Genomic DNA, 18,026 nt, shown 5'->3' with positions numbered 1-18,026 from the left:
TAAAGAACAAATATGCATAATTGCATAAAGTCTGGATAATTTTTCATGATATATTTAAAGAAAAAAATGCGGGTGATGGAATATGAAAAAACTACTTATTGGTAGTTTACTAACGTTAGCGATGGCATGGGGTATTTCATTAGGAGATACAGCATTAGAGAAAAACCAAATAATTTCTCATAATAATCAAGAGGTACAATTAGCTAATGAAGTACCTTTTGAGTTCTAAAAAACAACCGTCTTACTTAGACGGTTGTTTTTTTATGGAGTAACATCCAAACGTCTTTACTAGAGACAGGTTTGCTAATAAAGAATCCTTGAATGTGATCACAATTTTGTTTATGTAAAAATTCCCATTCTTCTTCCGTTTCTACACCTTCTGCAATCACTTTTAAATTTAGTTCTTTTGATAGTGTAATAATGGAAGAGACAATTGCTTCTTCTAAAGGGCTAGTTGTAATTCCACAAATAAACTCTCGAGCGATTTTTAATGTGTTGATTGGATATTTTGTTAAATAAGCTAAAGAACTATAACCAGTTCCAAAGTCGTCGATTGAAATTTGAATACCGAGATTTTGAAGTTGTTCTAGTTTTGCAACTACAGATTGATTTTGATTAATTGCGATGCTTTCCGTAATTTCAATATCTAGTGCTTCGGGTTTCAGTTCTGTTTCTTCCAATACCTTTGAAATAGTTGGGATTAAATCTGCATGGTTAAATTGAACAACAGATAAATTTACACCAACTTTTAAGTGAGAGAAACCTTGATTATGCCATCTTTTTGCCTCTAAACAAGCAGTACGTAAAATCCAATTGCCAAGTTCAATAATAAAACCAGTTTCCTCTGCTAGAGGGATAAATTGGGCAGGAGATACGATACCGAGTTTTGGATGCTTCCAACGTATTAATGCTTCAAAACCGATAATTTGTTTTGTTTTTGTGCTTACTTGTGGCTGGTATTCAAGGAAAAATTCATTTTGTTGTAATGCTTTTGAAAGTTCACCTTCTAAGAATTGAATTTCATTTTGAGCGATACTCATTTCTTTTGAGAAGAAAACAAATCTGTTTTTTCCATTTGCTTTCGCACGATACATAGCCATATCAGCATTTTTCATTAACTCATTTACATCAGTTCCATAATCAGGGTACATCGCAATTCCGATACTTGGTGTAATAGAGAGTTCTTCGCCTTGAATGAAGAATGGTTTGTTTAAAATAGTTAAAATCTGTTCAGCTATAAAAATTGCACTTTTTTCTGAGTACATTTCTGGTAATAGAATTGTAAACTCATCGCCACCTTGGCGAGCGACGATATCTTTTGAACGCAAGCAACCGCGTAATCTTTTTGCTACTTCAATTAATAATAAATCTCCAACGTCATGGCCAAGTCTATCGTTAATTTTTTTAAATCGATCTAAATCAAGGAATATGACGGCGACATCATTTGCGTTAGTTTGGGCTGTATTTAAAATGGCTTTTAAATCTTTTTCGAACTTTCGACGATTTGGTAATCCAGTAAGTGCATCGTGAAAGGCTAAATGTTCTACTTGTTTTTGTTTTTCATATAAGGTGGTAATATCACGTGCTATCCCAAACATTCCGACCACTTCTTTGTTTATAAAAGTAGGGATAAGTGTAATATGGAGATAATAATAATAGCCTTCTTGTTCTTTTGTACGAACTTCTAACGTTTGTGGCCTACCTTCCTTTGTAATTTGTAAAGCCTTCTTTAGTAGTTCGTGGTCTTTTGAATCAATGAAGTGTACCAGAGAATAGCTTGCCACTTCGCAATAATAGGCAGTAAATAAGCTTTCGCACGCCTTATTAGATTGTTGAAAAATGCCATTCATATTTAAAGAGAAAACGGCATCGGGATGGTCCTCGAATAAAGATTTATAACGTTGTTCACTTTTTGATAATGCAAATGCACCTTCTTCAACTTCGTCCTCAAGTTGTGTAGTCAACTGTTCATATGTATGAATTAGTGCTTGATTATCTTTCCACATGTAAAGTTGCCGAAAGAATAACAAAATAAGTGATAATACGAGACCGATTAACATGAATTTATCATCCCAAGGTTGAATGATAATAAAAGAAAAAGTAATAATTATACTAAAATAAGGTAGTATAAAACGTATATAATCGAATCGATAATATTTTGTTTTCGTTTCATGCTGCATTGGTTTATCTAAAATATATAGTATGGAAGAAAGTCCAATTAATAAAATAGAAGCAGTGTGTATTAAATAATTAATTTCAGCAGAAGTTTTCATCCCAAAATTCAATTGAAACAGATGAATATAACCGTATACGAGTATAATAGTGAAACCGATAATTAATGCAATTCTACTAGAAGAATATTGTTCTCTTCTATATAGGCTAATAACGGCGTAAATTACTAATGATTGTGCAATGAAATACCCAATTAAAATCCAAGTATCCTTTGTTAACATGCGGAAGCTTGAAAGGTCTAAGATAAAAGTTAAGGTGAAATAAATGTTCATAATAATAATAAAGATGCTATCGAATGAAAATTGAGAAAGCCCCTTAATAGAATAATTTTTTATAAACTTTATAGCAAATCCAACAAAGAGCAAAATATATTGTATGATAAAAAAAGGTAATGCTTTATATGAAAATATAGATTGATCATGTATAGAAAGTGAACTAAGAAATAGGGTTATCTCCATAACTAATCCACATAGGCAAGTACATAGTAATAAAATCCAAAATAGTTTATCACTGCGTTTCATTCTCTTAATAGCTTTATATAAACAGTGACAAGAAAAAAGTGCAGCGAAACAGAATAAGAAAAGAATTCCAATCTCCTTTATATGCGACTCATTTGGAATAAAGAGTATCCAAAGAGCAAATATAGATATGTATATTATGACAAATTGTACATATTTTTTTTGATTAATCATATTATGACTCCGTTTCAATAAAGTTGAATCTCGAGGGAATGCTAATTTAAATAATAGCATATAAAATAGGATGTTTTTTACTATAAAAATTACTTTTTTGAAAAAATGGTGCAAAGTTACAATTTACCACTGTAACATTGCACCACTTATTCTTTTAATTCCTCTTATAGCAGAAAGTTCATCTATTAATTGGAATAATGCTAAGTCTTTTTGTTTACTTTCAATCATAATATCGAAATTATGATTGTGTTTTTTTGCTATGTGTAAGAAAGGCTTAATAAACTCTAAATCGATATATTCAGCATGAGCCCTAAATTCTTTTTCCGATCTCGGGGAGGAAATGTGAACTTTAGGAGAGATATTTGTATGTGACCAAGTTTCAAAAATTGCAGGAAGCAACTCTTCTAGTGGTTCCTCGCAAAGATTGGCCATATGATGATGATAATCAAATACAAATGGAATATTTTCTTTTTGGCAAATTGATAAAGTTTCAGCGGTTGTATAGGTTTTATCATCATTTTCAAGAGTCATTTGTTTTTTTATATGTGTAGGAAGTTTTTTTATGTTTTCATGGAAGCGCTCAATTGCCTTTTCTTTATTTCCATAGGCTCCACCTACATGAATATTAATGTAAGAAGAATCTGCAATGCCTATAGCATCCAATATTTTATAATGATAAGTCATATCCGTAATAGCGTTAGTAGTAATATGTGGCTTGTCGCTTGTAAATAGCGTAAATTGATTTGGATGAAAACTTATTCGTAAATGGTGTTCTTTAATTAAAGCCCCTATTTTACGCCAAAGTGGTGTGAATACCCCAATATAGTCAAACTCGACTTCGGGATGTGTTGCAAGTGGGACGATGGAAGACGATAGGCGATATAGTGGGATTTCATGCGCTATATTGTAATGAAGGATACGTATTGTGTGCTCTAAATTTTGCCTTATAACATGGTACAGTTTGTCTTCTCGCTCTTGCTTGCTGAGTTTCTTAAAGCTTGTAAACGTCATTGTTTTGGCAGGAGAACAGTCCCAGAGTGCCATTGCATGTGAGACATATCCAAACCGTATAAGCATATGAGATACACCTCTTTTATTCATTGTCTTTCCTATAAAAAGAAAGCAAATATTGTTCCAATCCATTCCTTTCCTCTATCGATAAGAGAAGGCGGGTTTACATCGCTATAGGAAAGTACAGATGCATTCTCTAGATCTTCATGGAATTTCTTTTTTACTGTTTGAATGAAATGTTTATTATATAACAGGCAGTTTATTTCATGGTTAATATATAAACTTCTCATATCAAAGTTTGCTGTTCCGATATCGCAAATATCATCGTCTACTATAATAATTTTGGCGTGAAAAAAACCTTGTTGAAATGCATAAATATTGCAACCAGCCTGTATTAATTTTCGGCAGTACGGAAATTTGGCTTCTCGAACAAGAGGGTGATCAGCTTTTTCTGGAACAAGAATTGTGATTTGAACCCCTCTTTCTTTTGCTTTTAATAAGGCATTCATAATTTTTTTTCCAGGAATGAAATATGGTGTACCGATACAGATTTCTTTTTTTGCCGCGTTAATTAAATGTAAAAAAGTATGCTGTAAATAAGCCCCATCAGTCGGAATAAATTGATGCAGGATGGTACCTGGGTTTTGTTTTGGAAAATAAAGAGAAGCATCTAATAAATTTTGTTTCGTATCATCAAACCAGTCATGCAAAAATTGCTTTTGTAAATCTTGAACCCCTTCTCCTGTAAGACGTAAATGGTAGTCTCGCCATAATCCTAAATATTCATTATGCCCTAGATACTCTTCACCGATATTAAATCCCCCGATATAGCCGGTTTTCCCATCAATCACTGTAATTTTCCTATGATTTCGTTGATTGGCAGAAAAGAAAGGCAGAGGAAATTTTACCTTATGACAAAATGAAAAAGATACACCATGTTTTTGCAGGGAGCGAATAGCTTCGTTTGATAAAGAATGGCTGCCAAATCGATCAAGTAAAAGTCGTACTTCAATTCCTTCCTGAGCCTTATCAATCAGCAATTTTAAAAATTCACGACTGATTTTATCGTTTTTTACAATGAAGAATAAAATATGAATGTGATGCTGTGCTTGTTTTATATCAGTAAATAAAGCGTCATACAAATCTTTCCCGTATGTATAAAGGTGAAAATCACTTTGACGTAAAGGGAAAGTGCGAGAGCTTACTCGTTTTAAATGAAGAAGTCTCCCGTATGAAAGGTCAATTGTAATCCAAAGAGCAACGGATATTAACAAAAGAGATAAGTAGAGCATTAGTGAATTCCCTCCTTCGCATTCTTTTCACCTTCAGTGTGTTACAAATGATACGGGTAGCACGGCTGTTATTATAAATTTCTTTAGAGGATAGATCTTGTACTGGTTAAAGTTTCACTTTATCCCGCTTTAACGGGCAGTAAGCCTTTCGACTCAAAAACTGTTGAATAAGTAGAAGTTAGCTTGAAAATCAACTGCCCGTAAAAGTCCGATTGATTCAACTAATAATTAGAGGGGGATGAACCACCCCTGCTAATTAAAGTTTCACTTTACCCCGCTTTAACGGGCAGTAAGCTTCCTATTTCAAAAATTGATGAATAAGCAGAAGCTAGTTTGGAAATCAACTGCCCGTAAAAGCCCGATTGGTTCAACTAATAATCAGCGGGGGATGAACCACCCCTGCTGATTAAAGTTTCACTTTATAGTTTCACCGAAATAAACAGCTTTATGAAAAAATGTGTTGTTCTATAACAAAAAACTGTTGACTGAATGCTCACTCATTATATAATGGGGATAGGGGATATAATTCAGAAAATTATATATTTTTGAAGATTCAAAAAAGAAAGAGGGCTTACAAAGAGAGGGGTAGCATAAAAATGAATAGCTTACTAATCATTAATTGGCTGGCTGCCATTGCTGTTATTGCTTATGCAGGATATTTGTTTGTATATCTTATACGGACGAGAATGGCCTACATACAATTAGGAAAAAAAATTGAATTTGACCGTCGTTTTAAAGAGCGTTGGGATCTCCTTAAGGTCAATGTTTTCGGTCAGAAAAAGCTGCTGAAAGATAAGAAAAGCGGCATCATTCACGTTATGTTCTTTTACGGATTTATTCTTGTCCAATTTGGAGCAATTGACTTCGTTTGGAAAGGACTCGCACCAGGATCACATCTTCCACTTGGACCACTATACCCTGCATTTACATTCTTCCAGGAAATTGTCACACTTGTTATTTTAATTGCAGTATTTTGGGCTTTTCATAGACGTTATGTAGAAAAGCTTGTTCGTTTAAAACGTAACTTCAAATCAGGTCTTGTTCTTATCTTTATCGGTGGCTTAATGATTTCTGTGCTACTTGGTAACGGTATGGGACTTATATGGCATGGCGAGGAGCTTTCATGGAGTGAACCAATTGCTTCTGCAATCGCTTACGTTTTTAGCGGGATAAATGAAACCGTAGCCATTTCAGTGTTCTATTTTTCTTGGTGGGTGCATTTACTAATTTTGTTAACGTTTTTAGTGTATGTTCCACAATCAAAACATGCGCATTTAATTGCAGGACCAGCTAATGTATTCTTCGGTCGTCTTTCAAACCCAGGGAAGCTTGAAAAGATTGATTTTGAAGATGAAACGCAAGAAACATTTGGTGTTGGTAAAATTGAAGACTTTAGACAAAATCAACTTATTGACTTATACGCTTGTGTAGAGTGTGGCCGTTGTACAAATATGTGTCCGGCAACAGGAACAGGAAAAATGTTATCGCCGATGGACTTAATTTTAAAACTTCGTGATCATTTAACTGATAAAGGAGCTGCGGTAACATCAAAAGCACCGTGGGTTCCAGTAGTTGCCTTCAATAATACACAAGGAAATCAGTTAGCGATGATGGCAGCTGGAAAAGGACAACAAGAATCAGCGTCTACAACGCTCGCTTACGATCCGAGTTTAATCGGAGATGTTATTACAGAAGAAGAGATTTGGGCATGTACAACGTGTCGTAACTGTGAAGATCAATGCCCAGTTATGAATGAGCATGTTGACAAAATTATTGATTTACGTCGATATCTCGTTTTAACAGAAGGAAAAATGGACGCGGAAGCACAACGCGCGATGACAAATATCGAGCGTCAAGGGAATCCGTGGGGTCTGAACCGTAAAGAGCGTGAAACATGGCGCCAAGGTGATGACGAAGTAACAGTTCCAACTGTAAAAGAAAAATCAAAAGCTGGGGAGGAATTCGAGTATTTGTTCTGGGTTGGTTCAATGGGATCATACGACAATCGTAGTCAGAAGATTGCGATATCGTTTGCGAAGTTAATGAACGAAGCAGGCATTTCATTCGCAATTCTCGGTAATAAAGAAAAGAATTCTGGAGATACACCACGCCGCCTCGGAAATGAATTTGTATTCCAAGAGATGGCGACAAAGAATATCGAAGAATTTGAAAAGGCAGGAGTGAAGAAAATCGTTACGATTGATCCTCATGCTTATAACACATTTAAAAATGAGTATCCGGACTTTGGCTTGCAAGCAGAAGTCTATCATCATACAGAATTGTTAGCTCAGTGGGTGAAAGAAGGGCGCTTAAAGCCTGTTCACGCTATTGAAGAAACAGTTACGTACCATGATTCCTGTTATTTAGGAAGATACAACGAAGTGTACGAAGCGCCACGTGACATTTTGAAAGCGATTCCTGGAGTGAATCTTGTAGAAATGGCACGTAATCGTGAAACTGGAATGTGCTGTGGCGCAGGTGGTGGCTTAATGTGGATGGAAGAAACAACTGGTTCTCGTATTAACGTTGCTCGTACAGAACAAGCATTAGCTGTACAGCCATCCATTATCGGTACAGGTTGTCCATATTGCTTAACGATGATCAGTGATGGAACGAAAGCGAAAGAAGTAGAAGAGAAAGTTCAAACTCTTGATGTGACAGAGATTTTAGAACGATCTGTTATCGGACAGAAAAAAGAAGCAATGTAGTTTGTAAGAATGTATACAACTTTAGAAAGAGGTGCAATGATTGCACCTCTTCTCAACGTAGGGATACCGAGCGAGCGCTCAGTGTTAAAAAATGAAATGGGGGAAAGAAACATGAGTAAAACAGTTATTTTAAGTGCTGCAAGAACACCAGTTGGAAAATTTGGAGGATCTTTAAAGGATGTAAAAGCGACGGAACTTGGAGGAATTGCAATTAAAGCAGCGCTTGAAAGAGCAAATGTTGCGGCTAGTGATGTTGAAGAAGTTATATTTGGAACGGTTATTCAAGGTGGGCAGGGACAAATTCCATCGCGCCAAGCTGCGAGGGCTGCTGGAATCCCTTGGGAAGTGCAGACGGAAACAGTGAATAAAGTTTGTGCATCAGGGCTTCGTGCGGTTACGTTAGCGGATCAGATTATTCGTACTGGCGATCAATCACTGATTGTAGCTGGCGGTATGGAGTCGATGAGTAACAGTCCTTACATTTTACGTGGAGCAAGATGGGGATACAGAATGGGCAACAACGAAGTTATTGATTTAAACGTTGCTGACGGTTTAACATGCGCATTTTCAGGTACACACATGGGCGTTTATGGCGGAGAAGTTGCAAAGGAAGATGGAATTTCTCGCGAAGCGCAAGATGAATGGGCATATCGTAGCCATCAGCGTGCGGTTTCAGCGCATAAAGAAGGGCGTTTTGAAGAGGAAATCGTGCCAGTAACGATTCCGCAAAGAAAAGGCAATCCTATTGTCGTTGCAAAGGATGAGGCGCCACGTGAAGATACAACGATTGAAAAGTTAGCAAAGTTAAAACCTGTATTTGATAAGACAGCGACGGTGACAGCTGGTAATGCGCCGGGACTAAACGATGGTGGTGCCGCACTTGTATTAATGAGCGAAGACAGAGCGAAGCAAGAAGGAAGAAAGCCATTAGCGACAATTTTGGCGCATACAGCAATTGCAGTGGAATCTAAAGATTTCCCAAGAACTCCAGGTTATGCAATTAACGCATTGCTTGAAAAAACAGGAAAGACAATTGAAGACATTGATTTATTCGAGATTAATGAAGCCTTTGCAGCGGTAGCAATTGCAAGTACAGAAATCGCAGGAATTGATCCGGAAAAATTGAATGTAAATGGCGGCGCGGTAGCGATGGGACATCCAATTGGAGCAAGCGGAGCGCGCATTATCGTTACACTAATCCATGCACTTAAGCAGCGCGGCGGTGGAATTGGAATTGCTTCGATTTGTAGCGGTGGCGGTCAAGGGGACGCAGTGATGATTGAAGTTCACTAATTAAAGTTCGAGGGTATAAAATTTATTAACAATTAAGGGGGAAGAAAAAATGGGTGTACAAAACATTGTTGTAATTGGTGCAGGACAAATGGGATCAGGAATTGCACAAGTATGTGCAATGGCAGGATATGACGTGAAGGTACAAGATTTAAAGCAAGAGCAATTAGATAGAGGATTGGCTATCATTACGAAAAACTTAGCACGCCAAGTAGAAAAAGGACGTATGAAGGAAGAAGAGAAGGAAGCCACATTAAATCGTCTTACAGTAACGCTTGATTTAGATTGTGTGAAAGAAGCGGATCTTATTATTGAAGCAGCTGTTGAGAAAATGGATATTAAAAAGAAAATCTTTGCGAATCTAGATGAAATTGCTCCAGAACACGCAATTTTAGCAACGAATACGTCATCTCTGCCAATTACAGAAATTGCAGCGGTAACGAAGCGTCCGGAAAAAGTAATCGGTATGCACTTTATGAATCCAGTTCCAGTTATGAAGCTTGTTGAGATTATTCGTGGTTTGGCTACCGATGATGCGGTATATGAAGCAATTGAAGATATTACGAAAAAAATTGGGAAAGTACCAGTTGAAGTGAATGATTTCCCAGGTTTTGTATCAAATCGTATTTTGCTACCGATGATTAACGAAGCAATTTATACGTTATATGAAGGTGTAGCGACGAAAGAAGCAATTGATGAAGTCATGAAGCTTGGTATGAACCATCCGATGGGGCCTTTGACACTCGCCGATTTTATCGGTTTAGATACGTGTTTATACATTATGGAAGTGTTGCATGAAGGATTAGGAGATAGTAAATATCGTCCATGTCCGTTATTACGTAAGTATGTGAATGCAGGATGGTTAGGGCGTAAAACAGGTCGTGGATTCTACGTTTACGAATAAATGCCCCCTTTGTTACAACATAGTGGTCTTACCAAATTATTTAAAGGATATATAGCAAATGGAGGCGGAATATATGAACTTTCGTTTTAATGAAGAGCAGCAAATGATGAGGAAAATGGTTCGGGATTTTGCACAGAAGGAAATAGCTCCCTTTGTTCCTAGTATGGAACAAGGGGTGTTCCCGAAAGAGATTTTGCAAAAGATGGGTGAGCTTGGATTAATGGGTATTCCAGCGCCTGCAAAATACGGTGGGGCAGAAATGGACTTTATATCTTACATTCTAGCAATTGAGGAAATCTCAAAGGTAAGTGCAACAGTTGGTGTAATTTTAGCTGTACATACGTCAGTTGGAATGAATCCGATTTTATATTTCGGAACAGAAGAACAGAAGAAAAAATATGTTTCTAAACTTGCGACCGGGGAATATTTAGGTGCATTTGCTTTAACAGAGCCAAATGCAGGATCAGATGCAGGGAGTTTGAAATCAAGAGCTGTGAAAAAAGGTGATCATTATATTATTAATGGATCGAAAGTGTTTATTACAAATGGTGGTGAAGCAAGTACATACATTGTATTCGCTTCTACAAATCCAGAGGCAGGAAAAAGTGGTATTTCTGCATTTATAGTAGAGAAAGATACAACTGGTTTAATCATCGGAAAAGATGAACATAAGATGGGACTTCTCGGTTCTCGTACAGTACAACTTACTTTTGAAGATATGAAAGTGCCAGCTGAGAATTTACTTGGGGAAGAAGGACAAGGATTTAAGGTGGCGATGGCGAATTTAGATGTTGGGCGAATTGGAATCGGTGCGCAGGCGTTAGGAATTGCTGAAGCGGCGCTTGGCTGTGCAATTGATTATGCAAAAGAAAGAGAGCAATTCGGGAAGCCAATTGCGGCGCAGCAAGGGATTGGCTTCAAGCTTGCAGATATGGCAACAAGTGTCGAAGCAGCAAGGTTACTCGTATATAGAGCGGCATCTCTTAGGGCACAGGGATTACCATGCGGTAAAGAAGCATCTATTGCGAAATTATTTGCTTCTAAGACAGCGGTTGAAGTCGCGATTGAGGCGGTGCAAGTGTTTGGTGGTTACGGTTATACGAAAGACTATCCAGTAGAACGATTTTTCCGTGATGCGAAAATCACGCAAATATATGAAGGAACAAGTGAAATACAGAAACTTGTTATTAGCCGTGCTTTATAAAAGGGCGAGGGGGAGACGGAGATGCATTTTAAACTATCAGAAGAACATGAAATGATAAGAAAAATGGTTCGAGATTTTGCTAAAAATGAAGTGGCACCAACAGCAGCTGAGCGTGATGAGGAAGAGCGATTTGATCGAGAATTATTTGATCAAATGGCAGAGCTTGGTTTAACCGGTATTCCGTGGCCTGAAGAGTACGGTGGAATTGGAAGCGATTACTTAGCGTACGTAATCGCTATTGAAGAATTATCCCGCGTTTGTGCTTCAACAGGCGTAACACTGTCCGCGCATACTTCACTTGCGGGATGGCCAATTTTTAAATTTGGGACGGAAGAGCAAAAGCAAAAGTTTTTACGACCGATGGCTGAAGGAAAGAAAATTGGTGCATACGGCTTAACTGAGCCAGGATCTGGATCGGATGCTGGTGGAATGAAGACAATCGCAAAGAGAGATGGAGACCATTATATTTTAAATGGATCAAAAATTTTCATTACAAATGGCGGTATTGCTGATATTTATGTTGTTTTTGCGCTAACTGATCCTGAATCAAAGCAGCGCGGTACGAGTGCATTTATTGTAGAAAGTGATACACCGGGATTTTCAGTTGGGAAGAAGGAGAGCAAGCTAGGGATTCGCTCTTCACCAACGACTGAAATTATGTTTGAAGATTGCCGTATTCCTGTAGAGAATCTACTTGGAGAAGAGGGGCAAGGGTTTAAAGTTGCGATGCAAACATTAGATGGAGGTCGTAACGGTATTGCGGCGCAAGCTGTTGGTATTGCACAAGGGGCTTTAGATGCTTCTGTAGAATATGCAAGGGAGCGCCATCAATTTGGAAAACCAATTGCGGCGCAGCAAGGGATTGGCTTTAAACTTGCGGATATGGCAACAGATGTAGAAGCGGCACGCCTTTTAACATATCAAGCGGCTTGGCTTGAATCAGAAGGGCTTCCGTATGGAAAAGAGTCAGCGATGTCAAAAGTATTTGCAGGAGATACAGCGATGAGGGTGACGACTGAAGCGGTGCAAGTATTTGGTGGTTACGGTTATACGAAAGATTATCCAGTAGAGCGTTATATGCGAGATGCAAAAATTACACAAATATATGAAGGAACACAAGAGATTCAGAGGCTTGTAATTTCTCGTATGTTAACGAAGTAGGAACGAAAGCGTAGGTATTTTCCTACGCTTTTTCCTTCCAAAAAATAATAGAGAGAGGTGAAGGGAATGGTTAAACATAATGTACATGCATCGGTGAAAGATGAAAAATTAGTTGCGTTAAGACGTGAGCAAATGATTAAAGGTGCGGTGCAACTGTTTAAACAAAAAGGATTTCCGCGTACAACAACGAGAGAAATTGCAAAAGCGGCTGGATTTAGTATAGGGACACTTTATGAGTACATTCGTACAAAAGATGATGTTTTGTATTTAGTTTGTGATAGTATTTATGAACATGTAAAAGAAAGATTAGAGGAAGTAGTTTGTACAGAAAAAGGGAGTGTAGAAAGTTTAAAGATAGCAATAACGAATTACTTTAAAGTGATGGATGAATTACAGGAAGAAGTATTGATAATGTATCAAGAGGTACGCTTTTTACCGAAAGAATCACTTCCGTATGTATTAGAAAAGGAGTTTCAAATGGTAGGAATGTTCGAGAATATTTTAGAACAGTGTACGGAAAATGGAACATTTACATTAAATAAAAAAGAAATACAGCTTCTTGCCCATAATATTTTTATACAAGGACAGATGTGGGGATTTAGACGCTGGGCGCTGCAAAAACTGTATACGCTCGAAGAATATACAGAAATGCAAATTAGGTATGTATTGCAAGGGGCCCATATGCTTCCGAAATAAGGAACAGACAAATTATAATTTTACTACCCTATAAAAGTTTCCCGTTTTTTTTGTAGCATATTTGTGCGACTTTTGTTTATAATGAATAGTATGGATTTTTTTAAGCAGGCCGTTATATATAAGGTTATATTTGATGAAAGGAAGTGCCGCATAAGTGGATTTTAAGCAATATTCACCAGAAGAGCTAAAAGAATGTTCAATGATTGAAGTTGTACATAGCGTTTTAGGGGATAAAAAACAAGCAACGACATTCAACGAGTTGGTTCAAGAAATCGCTCAAGTGCTGGGACTATCTCAAGAGCAAGTTAATGCGAAAATCGCACAATTTTATACAGACTTAAACATCGATGGACGTTTCATTAATTTAGGAGAAAATCGTTGGGGGCTACGCAGCTGGTACCCATACGAGCAAATTGATGAAGAAATCTTGCCTCAACCAAAACCGAAGAAGAAACGTAAAGTTGAAGAAGACGGTTTTGACGACTACATTGAAGAAGATGAAGATGACTTCGACGATGCAGATGTAAATGAAGATGAAGATGATGATGTAGAAGATTTGGACAAGGTTCTTGAAGAAGAAGACGGAGATGACGACGATCTTGATGATTTAGACGAAGATGACGACGACTTCGCTGAAGAAGAACTTGAGTATGACGAAACTGAAGAAGAAGAAGAGGAAGAACTGTAGTTCTTGACTTTTCATTATCGTCCATGTAGAATCATTTTTGGGCTCTTTAAAAAAGGACGATAATACTTTTAAAGTGTAAATATAAAAGAAAATTGCTCCCTACTTATTACTTTTTGTGATGAGGGGAGCAATTTTCTTTTTTGTTTTTTGTTTAGAAAATAAAAAGAGTCTAACAATAAGATGGATACAGTGTTATCTACATACGTTGCGCTTTGCAACGGTGATTATATAACAGCAAAATAGAAGGGAGCTTTTTCATGACTAAGTATATTTTTGTAACAGGCGGTGTAGTATCGTCTTTAGGAAAAGGTATTACAGCAGCATCTCTTGGAAGACTTTTAAAAAATCGTGGTTTAAACGTAACGATTCAAAAGTTTGATCCATACATTAACGTAGACCCAGGGACTATGAGCCCATATCAACACGGTGAGGTATTCGTAACAGATGATGGCGCAGAAACTGACTTAGACCTTGGTCACTATGAGCGTTTTATCGACATTAACTTAAATAAATACAGCAACGTAACAACAGGTAAAATTTACTCTTCAGTTCTTCAAAAAGAGCGTCGCGGTGAATATTTAGGAGGAACAGTTCAAGTTATTCCTCACATTACTAACGAAATTAAAGAACGCGTATATCGTTCTGGTCGTGAAACAAATGCGGATGTTGTTATTACAGAAATCGGTGGAACTGTTGGTGACATCGAGTCTCTACCATTCTTAGAAGCAATCCGTCAAATTAAGAGCGACATCGGTCGTGACAATGTAATGTACATTCACTGTACGTTAATCCCGTACTTAAAAGCAGCGGGTGAAATGAAGACAAAACCAACACAACATAGTGTTAAAGAACTTCGTAGCTTAGGTATTCAACCAAACATTATCGTTGTTCGTACAGAAATGCCTGTTTCTCAAGATATGAAAGACAAGCTTGCATTATTCTGTGACATCGATACAAAAGCGGTTATCGAAGCTCGCGATGCAGATACTTTATATGCGGTCCCATTATCTCTTCAAGAACAAAACATGGACCAAATCGTTTGTGACCACTTAAAATTAGACAATCCAGCTGCAGATATGACAGAGTGGACTGCTCTAGTTAACAAAGTGCGTAATCTTTCTAAGAAAACAAAAATCGCTCTTGTTGGTAAATATGTAGAACTTCAAGATGCTTATATTTCTGTTGTAGAAGCACTTCGTCATGCTGGTTACTCATTCGACACAGATGTAGAAGTAAAATGGGTAAATGCTGAGCACGTAACAGCAGAAAACGTAAAAGAATTAGTTGGCGATACAGATGGTATCCTTGTACCAGGTGGCTTCGGTGATCGTGGTGTAGAAGGTAAAATCGTTGCGATTCAATATGCTCGTGAAAACAAAGTTCCATTCTTAGGAATTTGCTTAGGTATGCAACTTGCATCAATCGAATTTGCACGTAATGTATTAGGTTTAGAAGGTGCTAACTCTTCTGAAATCAACCCTGACACACCATATGCAATCATCGACTTATTACCAGAACAAAAAGATGTAGAGGACCTAGGTGGTACACTTCGTCTTGGTCTATACCCATGTAAGCTTGCTGAAGAAACAAATGCTTACAATGCTTATAATGAGCCGGTTGTATATGAACGTCATCGTCATCGTTATGAGTTCAACAACCAGTTCCGTCCGGATATGGAAAAAGAAGGATTTGTATTCTCTGGTACAAGCCCAGACGGTCGTCTAGTTGAAATTATTGAATTAAAAGATCATCCTTGGTTCGTGGCAGCACAGTTCCACCCAGAACTTGTTTCTCGTCCAAACCGTCCACAACCATTGTTCCATGACTTCGTAAGAGCTTCTATTACGAATAAAGAGAGCAAGTAATAAAAAAAGCGCCTGAAATAAGGCGCTTTTTTTAATATTCATTTAACATTTCATCGATTGTGAATTTGATCCCGTGATAAGCAAATAAGGCTACTATTAAACTTGGGAATCCGTAGCGATTACCTTCATCATCTGGAATAAGACCTTTTAACAGTTTTGTATCAATATGTAGGTCTGTATATCGTTCGAGTGATTCCGTACCTTCTTGAAGAGCAGAAATGCCGACAATAGAGTGTCCCTCTTCTTGTAGTTTTTTTGCAATTTCTACAACCGCTTCATCTGTTGAAAAACGGCTAATAAGAAGTACACGATCCGCAGAGGTTACTTCTGCTTCTTTACCATTTTTAAATAAGCGTTTTGCTTGCTTCATTGGTTCAGCACCGAATAGTGCCTCGGCAACAACGCCCTCCATTTCATTTGTACCATGTAAATAAATGAAACCATCGCCAACTAGTGCTTGAGCAAGTAAACGAGCGCTATCTTCTATATTCATTTCTTCTTTTTGAGAAACTCTGGAGAAATAACCACTTAATTGAGTTGAAAAAATTTTTAACATAATGTTACTCCCTTCGTACGTGTTTGCCGGCTTTCATTATAATTTATTTTTTTAGAAAGGTGAAATCGTAGGGTAGCATAACAAAATAGGAAACGGTAAAATAAGAAAGAATAGGAAGGAATTTGCCAAAGAATAGCGAAATTAAATCGTTAAGATATAAGAAGCTTTAAATCTTGTACTTACACAGAAAGGTTGGGAATTATGGAAGGTAAAATTTTAATCGTTGATGATCAATATGGGATTCGTGTGTTATTACATGAAGTGTTCCAAAAAGAAGGTTATCAGACATTCCAAGCAGCGAATGGATTTCAAGCTTTAGATATCGTGAAAAAAGATAATCCAGATTTAGTAGTGTTAGATATGAAAATTCCAGGCATGGATGGTATAGAGATTTTAAAGCATGTAAAAGAAATTGATGAGAGTATTAAAGTAATTTTAATGACTGCTTATGGAGAGCTTGATATGATCCAAGAAGCAAAAGATTTAGGAGCTTTAATGCATTTTGCTAAACCATTTGATATTGATGAAATTCGTCAAGCTGTGAGAAATGAGCTCGCTGTAGAGGCATAAAAATGAATTTTTTATAAAAAATATGGAAAAAAGCGTTTACATGGACTATTGTGCAGGTGAATACGGTTGAGTTTTTGAGTACAAGTTGTTATCCTATTGAGTGTAGAAAAAAGTCCGGTATGTAGATATACATATTTTACCTTATTCTGGTCATACTACCAGCGATAAGAACTTATCGGATACAAAAAACGTTTTTTAGGAGGATTCACCATGCCTTTAGTTTCTATGAAAGAAATGCTAAACAAAGCACTAGAAGGAAAATACGCAGTTGGTCAATTCAACATGAACAACTTAGAGTGGACTCAAGCTATCTTAGCTGCTGCGGAAGAAGAAAAATCTCCTGTAATCCTAGGTGTATCTGAGGGTGCAGCTCGTCATATGACTGGTTTCAAAACAGTTGTAGCTATGGTTAAAGCTTTAATCGAAGAAATGAACATCACTGTTCCTGTAGCGATTCACCTTGACCATGGTTCAAGCTTCGAAAAATGTAAAGAAGCAATCGATGCAGGTTTCACATCTGTAATGATCGACGCTTCTCACCACCCATTCGAAGAAAACGTTGAAACTACTAAACAAGTAGTAGAATACGCACACGCTCGTAACGTATCTGTTGAAGCTGAGCTTGGAACAGTTGGCGGACAAGAAGACGACGTAATCGCTGAAGGCGTAATTTACGCTGACCCAGCAGAGTGTAAGCACCTTGTTGAAGCAACAGGTATCGATTGCCTAGCTCCAGCTTTAGGTTCTGTACACGGTCCTTACAAAGGTGAGCCTAACTTAGGATTCGCTGAAATGGAACAAGTTCGTGACTTCACTGGCGTACCTTTAGTATTACATGGTGGTACTGGTATCCCAACTGCTGATATCGAAAAAGCTATCTCTTTAGGTACTTCAAAAATCAACGTAAACACTGAGAACCAAATCGAGTTTACAAAAGCTGTTCGTGAAGTATTAAACAAAGACCAAGAAGTTTACGATCCTCGTAAATTTATCGGACCTGGCCGCGACGCTATCAAAGCAACTGTTATTGGTAAAATTCGCGAATTCGGTTCTAACGGTAAAGCGTAAGAATAAAATTCCGTTTTGGAAACCGTCTAGTCTTTTAGACGGTTTCCTTTCGTTGTATAATGAAAGCGTGAACAAGTCTAAAGATTTTA

Annotated in this window: 15 protein-coding genes; 11 read left to right on the top strand and 4 right to left on the bottom strand. The window is 37.4% G+C overall.

Annotated elements, in window-relative coordinates:
* Positions 1-82 precede the first annotated feature (82 nt).
* A complete protein-coding gene (locus V7S45_RS26410; RefSeq protein ID WP_000734727.1) occupies positions 83-229 on the top strand; it encodes a quorum-sensing peptide PapR in 147 nt (48 codons plus the stop codon).
* Positions 230-245: 16 nt separating this feature from the next.
* Here V7S45_RS26410 and V7S45_RS26405 read toward each other — a convergent pair whose 3' ends face one another.
* The 3 genes from V7S45_RS26405 to cls all read right to left on the bottom strand — a co-directional run bounded on the left by V7S45_RS26405 (position 246) and on the right by cls (position 5,227).
* Entirely contained in the window at positions 246-2,924 is a 2,679-nt protein-coding gene (locus V7S45_RS26405) for a DUF4084 domain-containing protein (RefSeq protein ID WP_025688603.1), read from the bottom strand.
* A gap of 123 nt (positions 2,925-3,047) precedes the next feature.
* The gene (gene uvsE, locus V7S45_RS26400; protein ID WP_025688605.1) at positions 3,048-4,001 is read right to left on the bottom strand and encodes a UV DNA damage repair endonuclease UvsE; all 954 of its coding nucleotides are present in this window, start codon (positions 3,999-4,001) and stop codon (positions 3,048-3,050) included.
* Positions 4,002-4,033: 32 nt separating this feature from the next.
* Positions 4,034-5,227 (bottom strand): cardiolipin synthase, encoded by a 1,194-nt coding sequence (cls, locus tag V7S45_RS26395; protein ID WP_000966419.1) that lies wholly within the window; start codon positions 5,225-5,227, stop codon positions 4,034-4,036.
* Between the two features lie 596 nt (positions 5,228-5,823).
* Here cls and V7S45_RS26390 point away from each other — a divergent pair.
* From V7S45_RS26390 to pyrG, 8 genes are all read left to right on the top strand, one after another.
* A complete protein-coding gene (locus V7S45_RS26390; protein WP_001086776.1) occupies positions 5,824-7,935 on the top strand; it encodes a (Fe-S)-binding protein in 2,112 nt (703 codons plus the stop codon).
* A gap of 9 nt (positions 7,936-7,944) precedes the next feature.
* The gene (locus V7S45_RS26385) at positions 7,945-9,228 is read left to right on the top strand and encodes an acetyl-CoA C-acetyltransferase (RefSeq protein ID WP_025688609.1); all 1,284 of its coding nucleotides are present in this window, start codon (positions 7,945-7,947) and stop codon (positions 9,226-9,228) included.
* Positions 9,229-9,277: 49 nt separating this feature from the next.
* A complete protein-coding gene (locus V7S45_RS26380; RefSeq protein ID WP_000538874.1) occupies positions 9,278-10,129 on the top strand; it encodes a 3-hydroxybutyryl-CoA dehydrogenase in 852 nt (283 codons plus the stop codon).
* 73 nt (positions 10,130-10,202) lie between these two features.
* The gene (locus tag V7S45_RS26375) at positions 10,203-11,333 is read left to right on the top strand and encodes an acyl-CoA dehydrogenase (protein WP_342761593.1); all 1,131 of its coding nucleotides are present in this window, start codon (positions 10,203-10,205) and stop codon (positions 11,331-11,333) included.
* Positions 11,334-11,354: 21 nt separating this feature from the next.
* Positions 11,355-12,494, top strand: a complete 1,140-nt coding sequence (acdA, locus tag V7S45_RS26370; protein WP_000545544.1) for an acyl-CoA dehydrogenase AcdA — start codon at positions 11,355-11,357, stop codon at positions 12,492-12,494.
* A gap of 66 nt (positions 12,495-12,560) precedes the next feature.
* The gene (locus V7S45_RS26365; RefSeq protein WP_000238605.1) at positions 12,561-13,190 is read left to right on the top strand and encodes a TetR/AcrR family transcriptional regulator; all 630 of its coding nucleotides are present in this window, start codon (positions 12,561-12,563) and stop codon (positions 13,188-13,190) included.
* A gap of 154 nt (positions 13,191-13,344) precedes the next feature.
* On the top strand, positions 13,345-13,878 hold the full coding sequence (rpoE, locus tag V7S45_RS26360; RefSeq protein WP_000346278.1) for a DNA-directed RNA polymerase subunit delta: 534 nt from the start codon (positions 13,345-13,347) through the stop codon (positions 13,876-13,878).
* A gap of 257 nt (positions 13,879-14,135) precedes the next feature.
* Positions 14,136-15,743 carry a CTP synthase gene (gene pyrG, locus V7S45_RS26355; RefSeq protein ID WP_000170460.1) on the top strand — a complete coding sequence of 536 codons (1,608 nt, stop codon included), beginning with the start codon at positions 14,136-14,138 and terminating at the stop codon, positions 15,741-15,743.
* Between the two features lie 31 nt (positions 15,744-15,774).
* Here the strand turns inward: pyrG and V7S45_RS26350 are convergent, their stop codons facing one another.
* Entirely contained in the window at positions 15,775-16,299 is a 525-nt protein-coding gene (locus tag V7S45_RS26350; RefSeq protein ID WP_342761592.1) for a DUF2529 domain-containing protein, read from the bottom strand.
* 201 nt (positions 16,300-16,500) lie between these two features.
* Here V7S45_RS26350 and spo0F point away from each other — a divergent pair, with 201 nt between their 5' ends.
* Together spo0F and V7S45_RS26340 are read left to right on the top strand one after the other, a co-directional pair.
* The gene (gene spo0F / locus V7S45_RS26345) at positions 16,501-16,869 is read left to right on the top strand and encodes a sporulation initiation phosphotransferase Spo0F (RefSeq protein WP_000398594.1); all 369 of its coding nucleotides are present in this window, start codon (positions 16,501-16,503) and stop codon (positions 16,867-16,869) included.
* A gap of 210 nt (positions 16,870-17,079) precedes the next feature.
* On the top strand, positions 17,080-17,937 hold the full coding sequence (locus V7S45_RS26340) for a class II fructose-bisphosphate aldolase (RefSeq protein ID WP_001131855.1): 858 nt from the start codon (positions 17,080-17,082) through the stop codon (positions 17,935-17,937).
* Positions 17,938-18,026 lie beyond the last annotated feature (89 nt).

The organism is Bacillus sp. BR3(2024) (assembly GCF_039134555.1).
In the GTDB taxonomy this organism is placed as follows: domain Bacteria; phylum Bacillota; class Bacilli; order Bacillales; family Bacillaceae_G; genus Bacillus_A; species Bacillus_A cereus.
The sequence above is the reverse complement of the archived record's forward strand: the minus strand, read 5'-3'. Positions and strand labels throughout refer to the sequence as shown.

Excerpts from the sequence above, each read along its gene's own strand:
- V7S45_RS26410 (WP_000734727.1), top strand. The coding sequence starts at position 83 with ATGAAAAAACTACTTATTGGTAGTTTACTAACGTTAGCGATGGCATGG.
- V7S45_RS26405 (WP_025688603.1), bottom strand. The coding sequence starts at position 2,924 with ATGATTAATCAAAAAAAATATGTACAATTTGTCATAATATACATATCT.
- uvsE (WP_025688605.1), bottom strand. The coding sequence starts at position 4,001 with ATGCTTATACGGTTTGGATATGTCTCACATGCAATGGCACTCTGGGAC.
- cls (WP_000966419.1), bottom strand. The coding sequence starts at position 5,227 with ATGCTCTACTTATCTCTTTTGTTAATATCCGTTGCTCTTTGGATTACA.
- V7S45_RS26390 (WP_001086776.1), top strand. The coding sequence starts at position 5,824 with ATGAATAGCTTACTAATCATTAATTGGCTGGCTGCCATTGCTGTTATT.
- V7S45_RS26385 (WP_025688609.1), top strand. The coding sequence starts at position 7,945 with ATGTATACAACTTTAGAAAGAGGTGCAATGATTGCACCTCTTCTCAAC.
- V7S45_RS26380 (WP_000538874.1), top strand. The coding sequence starts at position 9,278 with ATGGGTGTACAAAACATTGTTGTAATTGGTGCAGGACAAATGGGATCA.
- V7S45_RS26375 (WP_342761593.1), top strand. The coding sequence starts at position 10,203 with ATGAACTTTCGTTTTAATGAAGAGCAGCAAATGATGAGGAAAATGGTT.
- acdA (WP_000545544.1), top strand. The coding sequence starts at position 11,355 with ATGCATTTTAAACTATCAGAAGAACATGAAATGATAAGAAAAATGGTT.
- V7S45_RS26365 (WP_000238605.1), top strand. The coding sequence starts at position 12,561 with ATGGTTAAACATAATGTACATGCATCGGTGAAAGATGAAAAATTAGTT.
- pyrG (WP_000170460.1), top strand. The coding sequence starts at position 14,136 with ATGACTAAGTATATTTTTGTAACAGGCGGTGTAGTATCGTCTTTAGGA.
- V7S45_RS26350 (WP_342761592.1), bottom strand. The coding sequence starts at position 16,299 with ATGTTAAAAATTTTTTCAACTCAATTAAGTGGTTATTTCTCCAGAGTT.
- spo0F (WP_000398594.1), top strand. The coding sequence starts at position 16,501 with ATGGAAGGTAAAATTTTAATCGTTGATGATCAATATGGGATTCGTGTG.
- V7S45_RS26340 (WP_001131855.1), top strand. The coding sequence starts at position 17,080 with ATGCCTTTAGTTTCTATGAAAGAAATGCTAAACAAAGCACTAGAAGGA.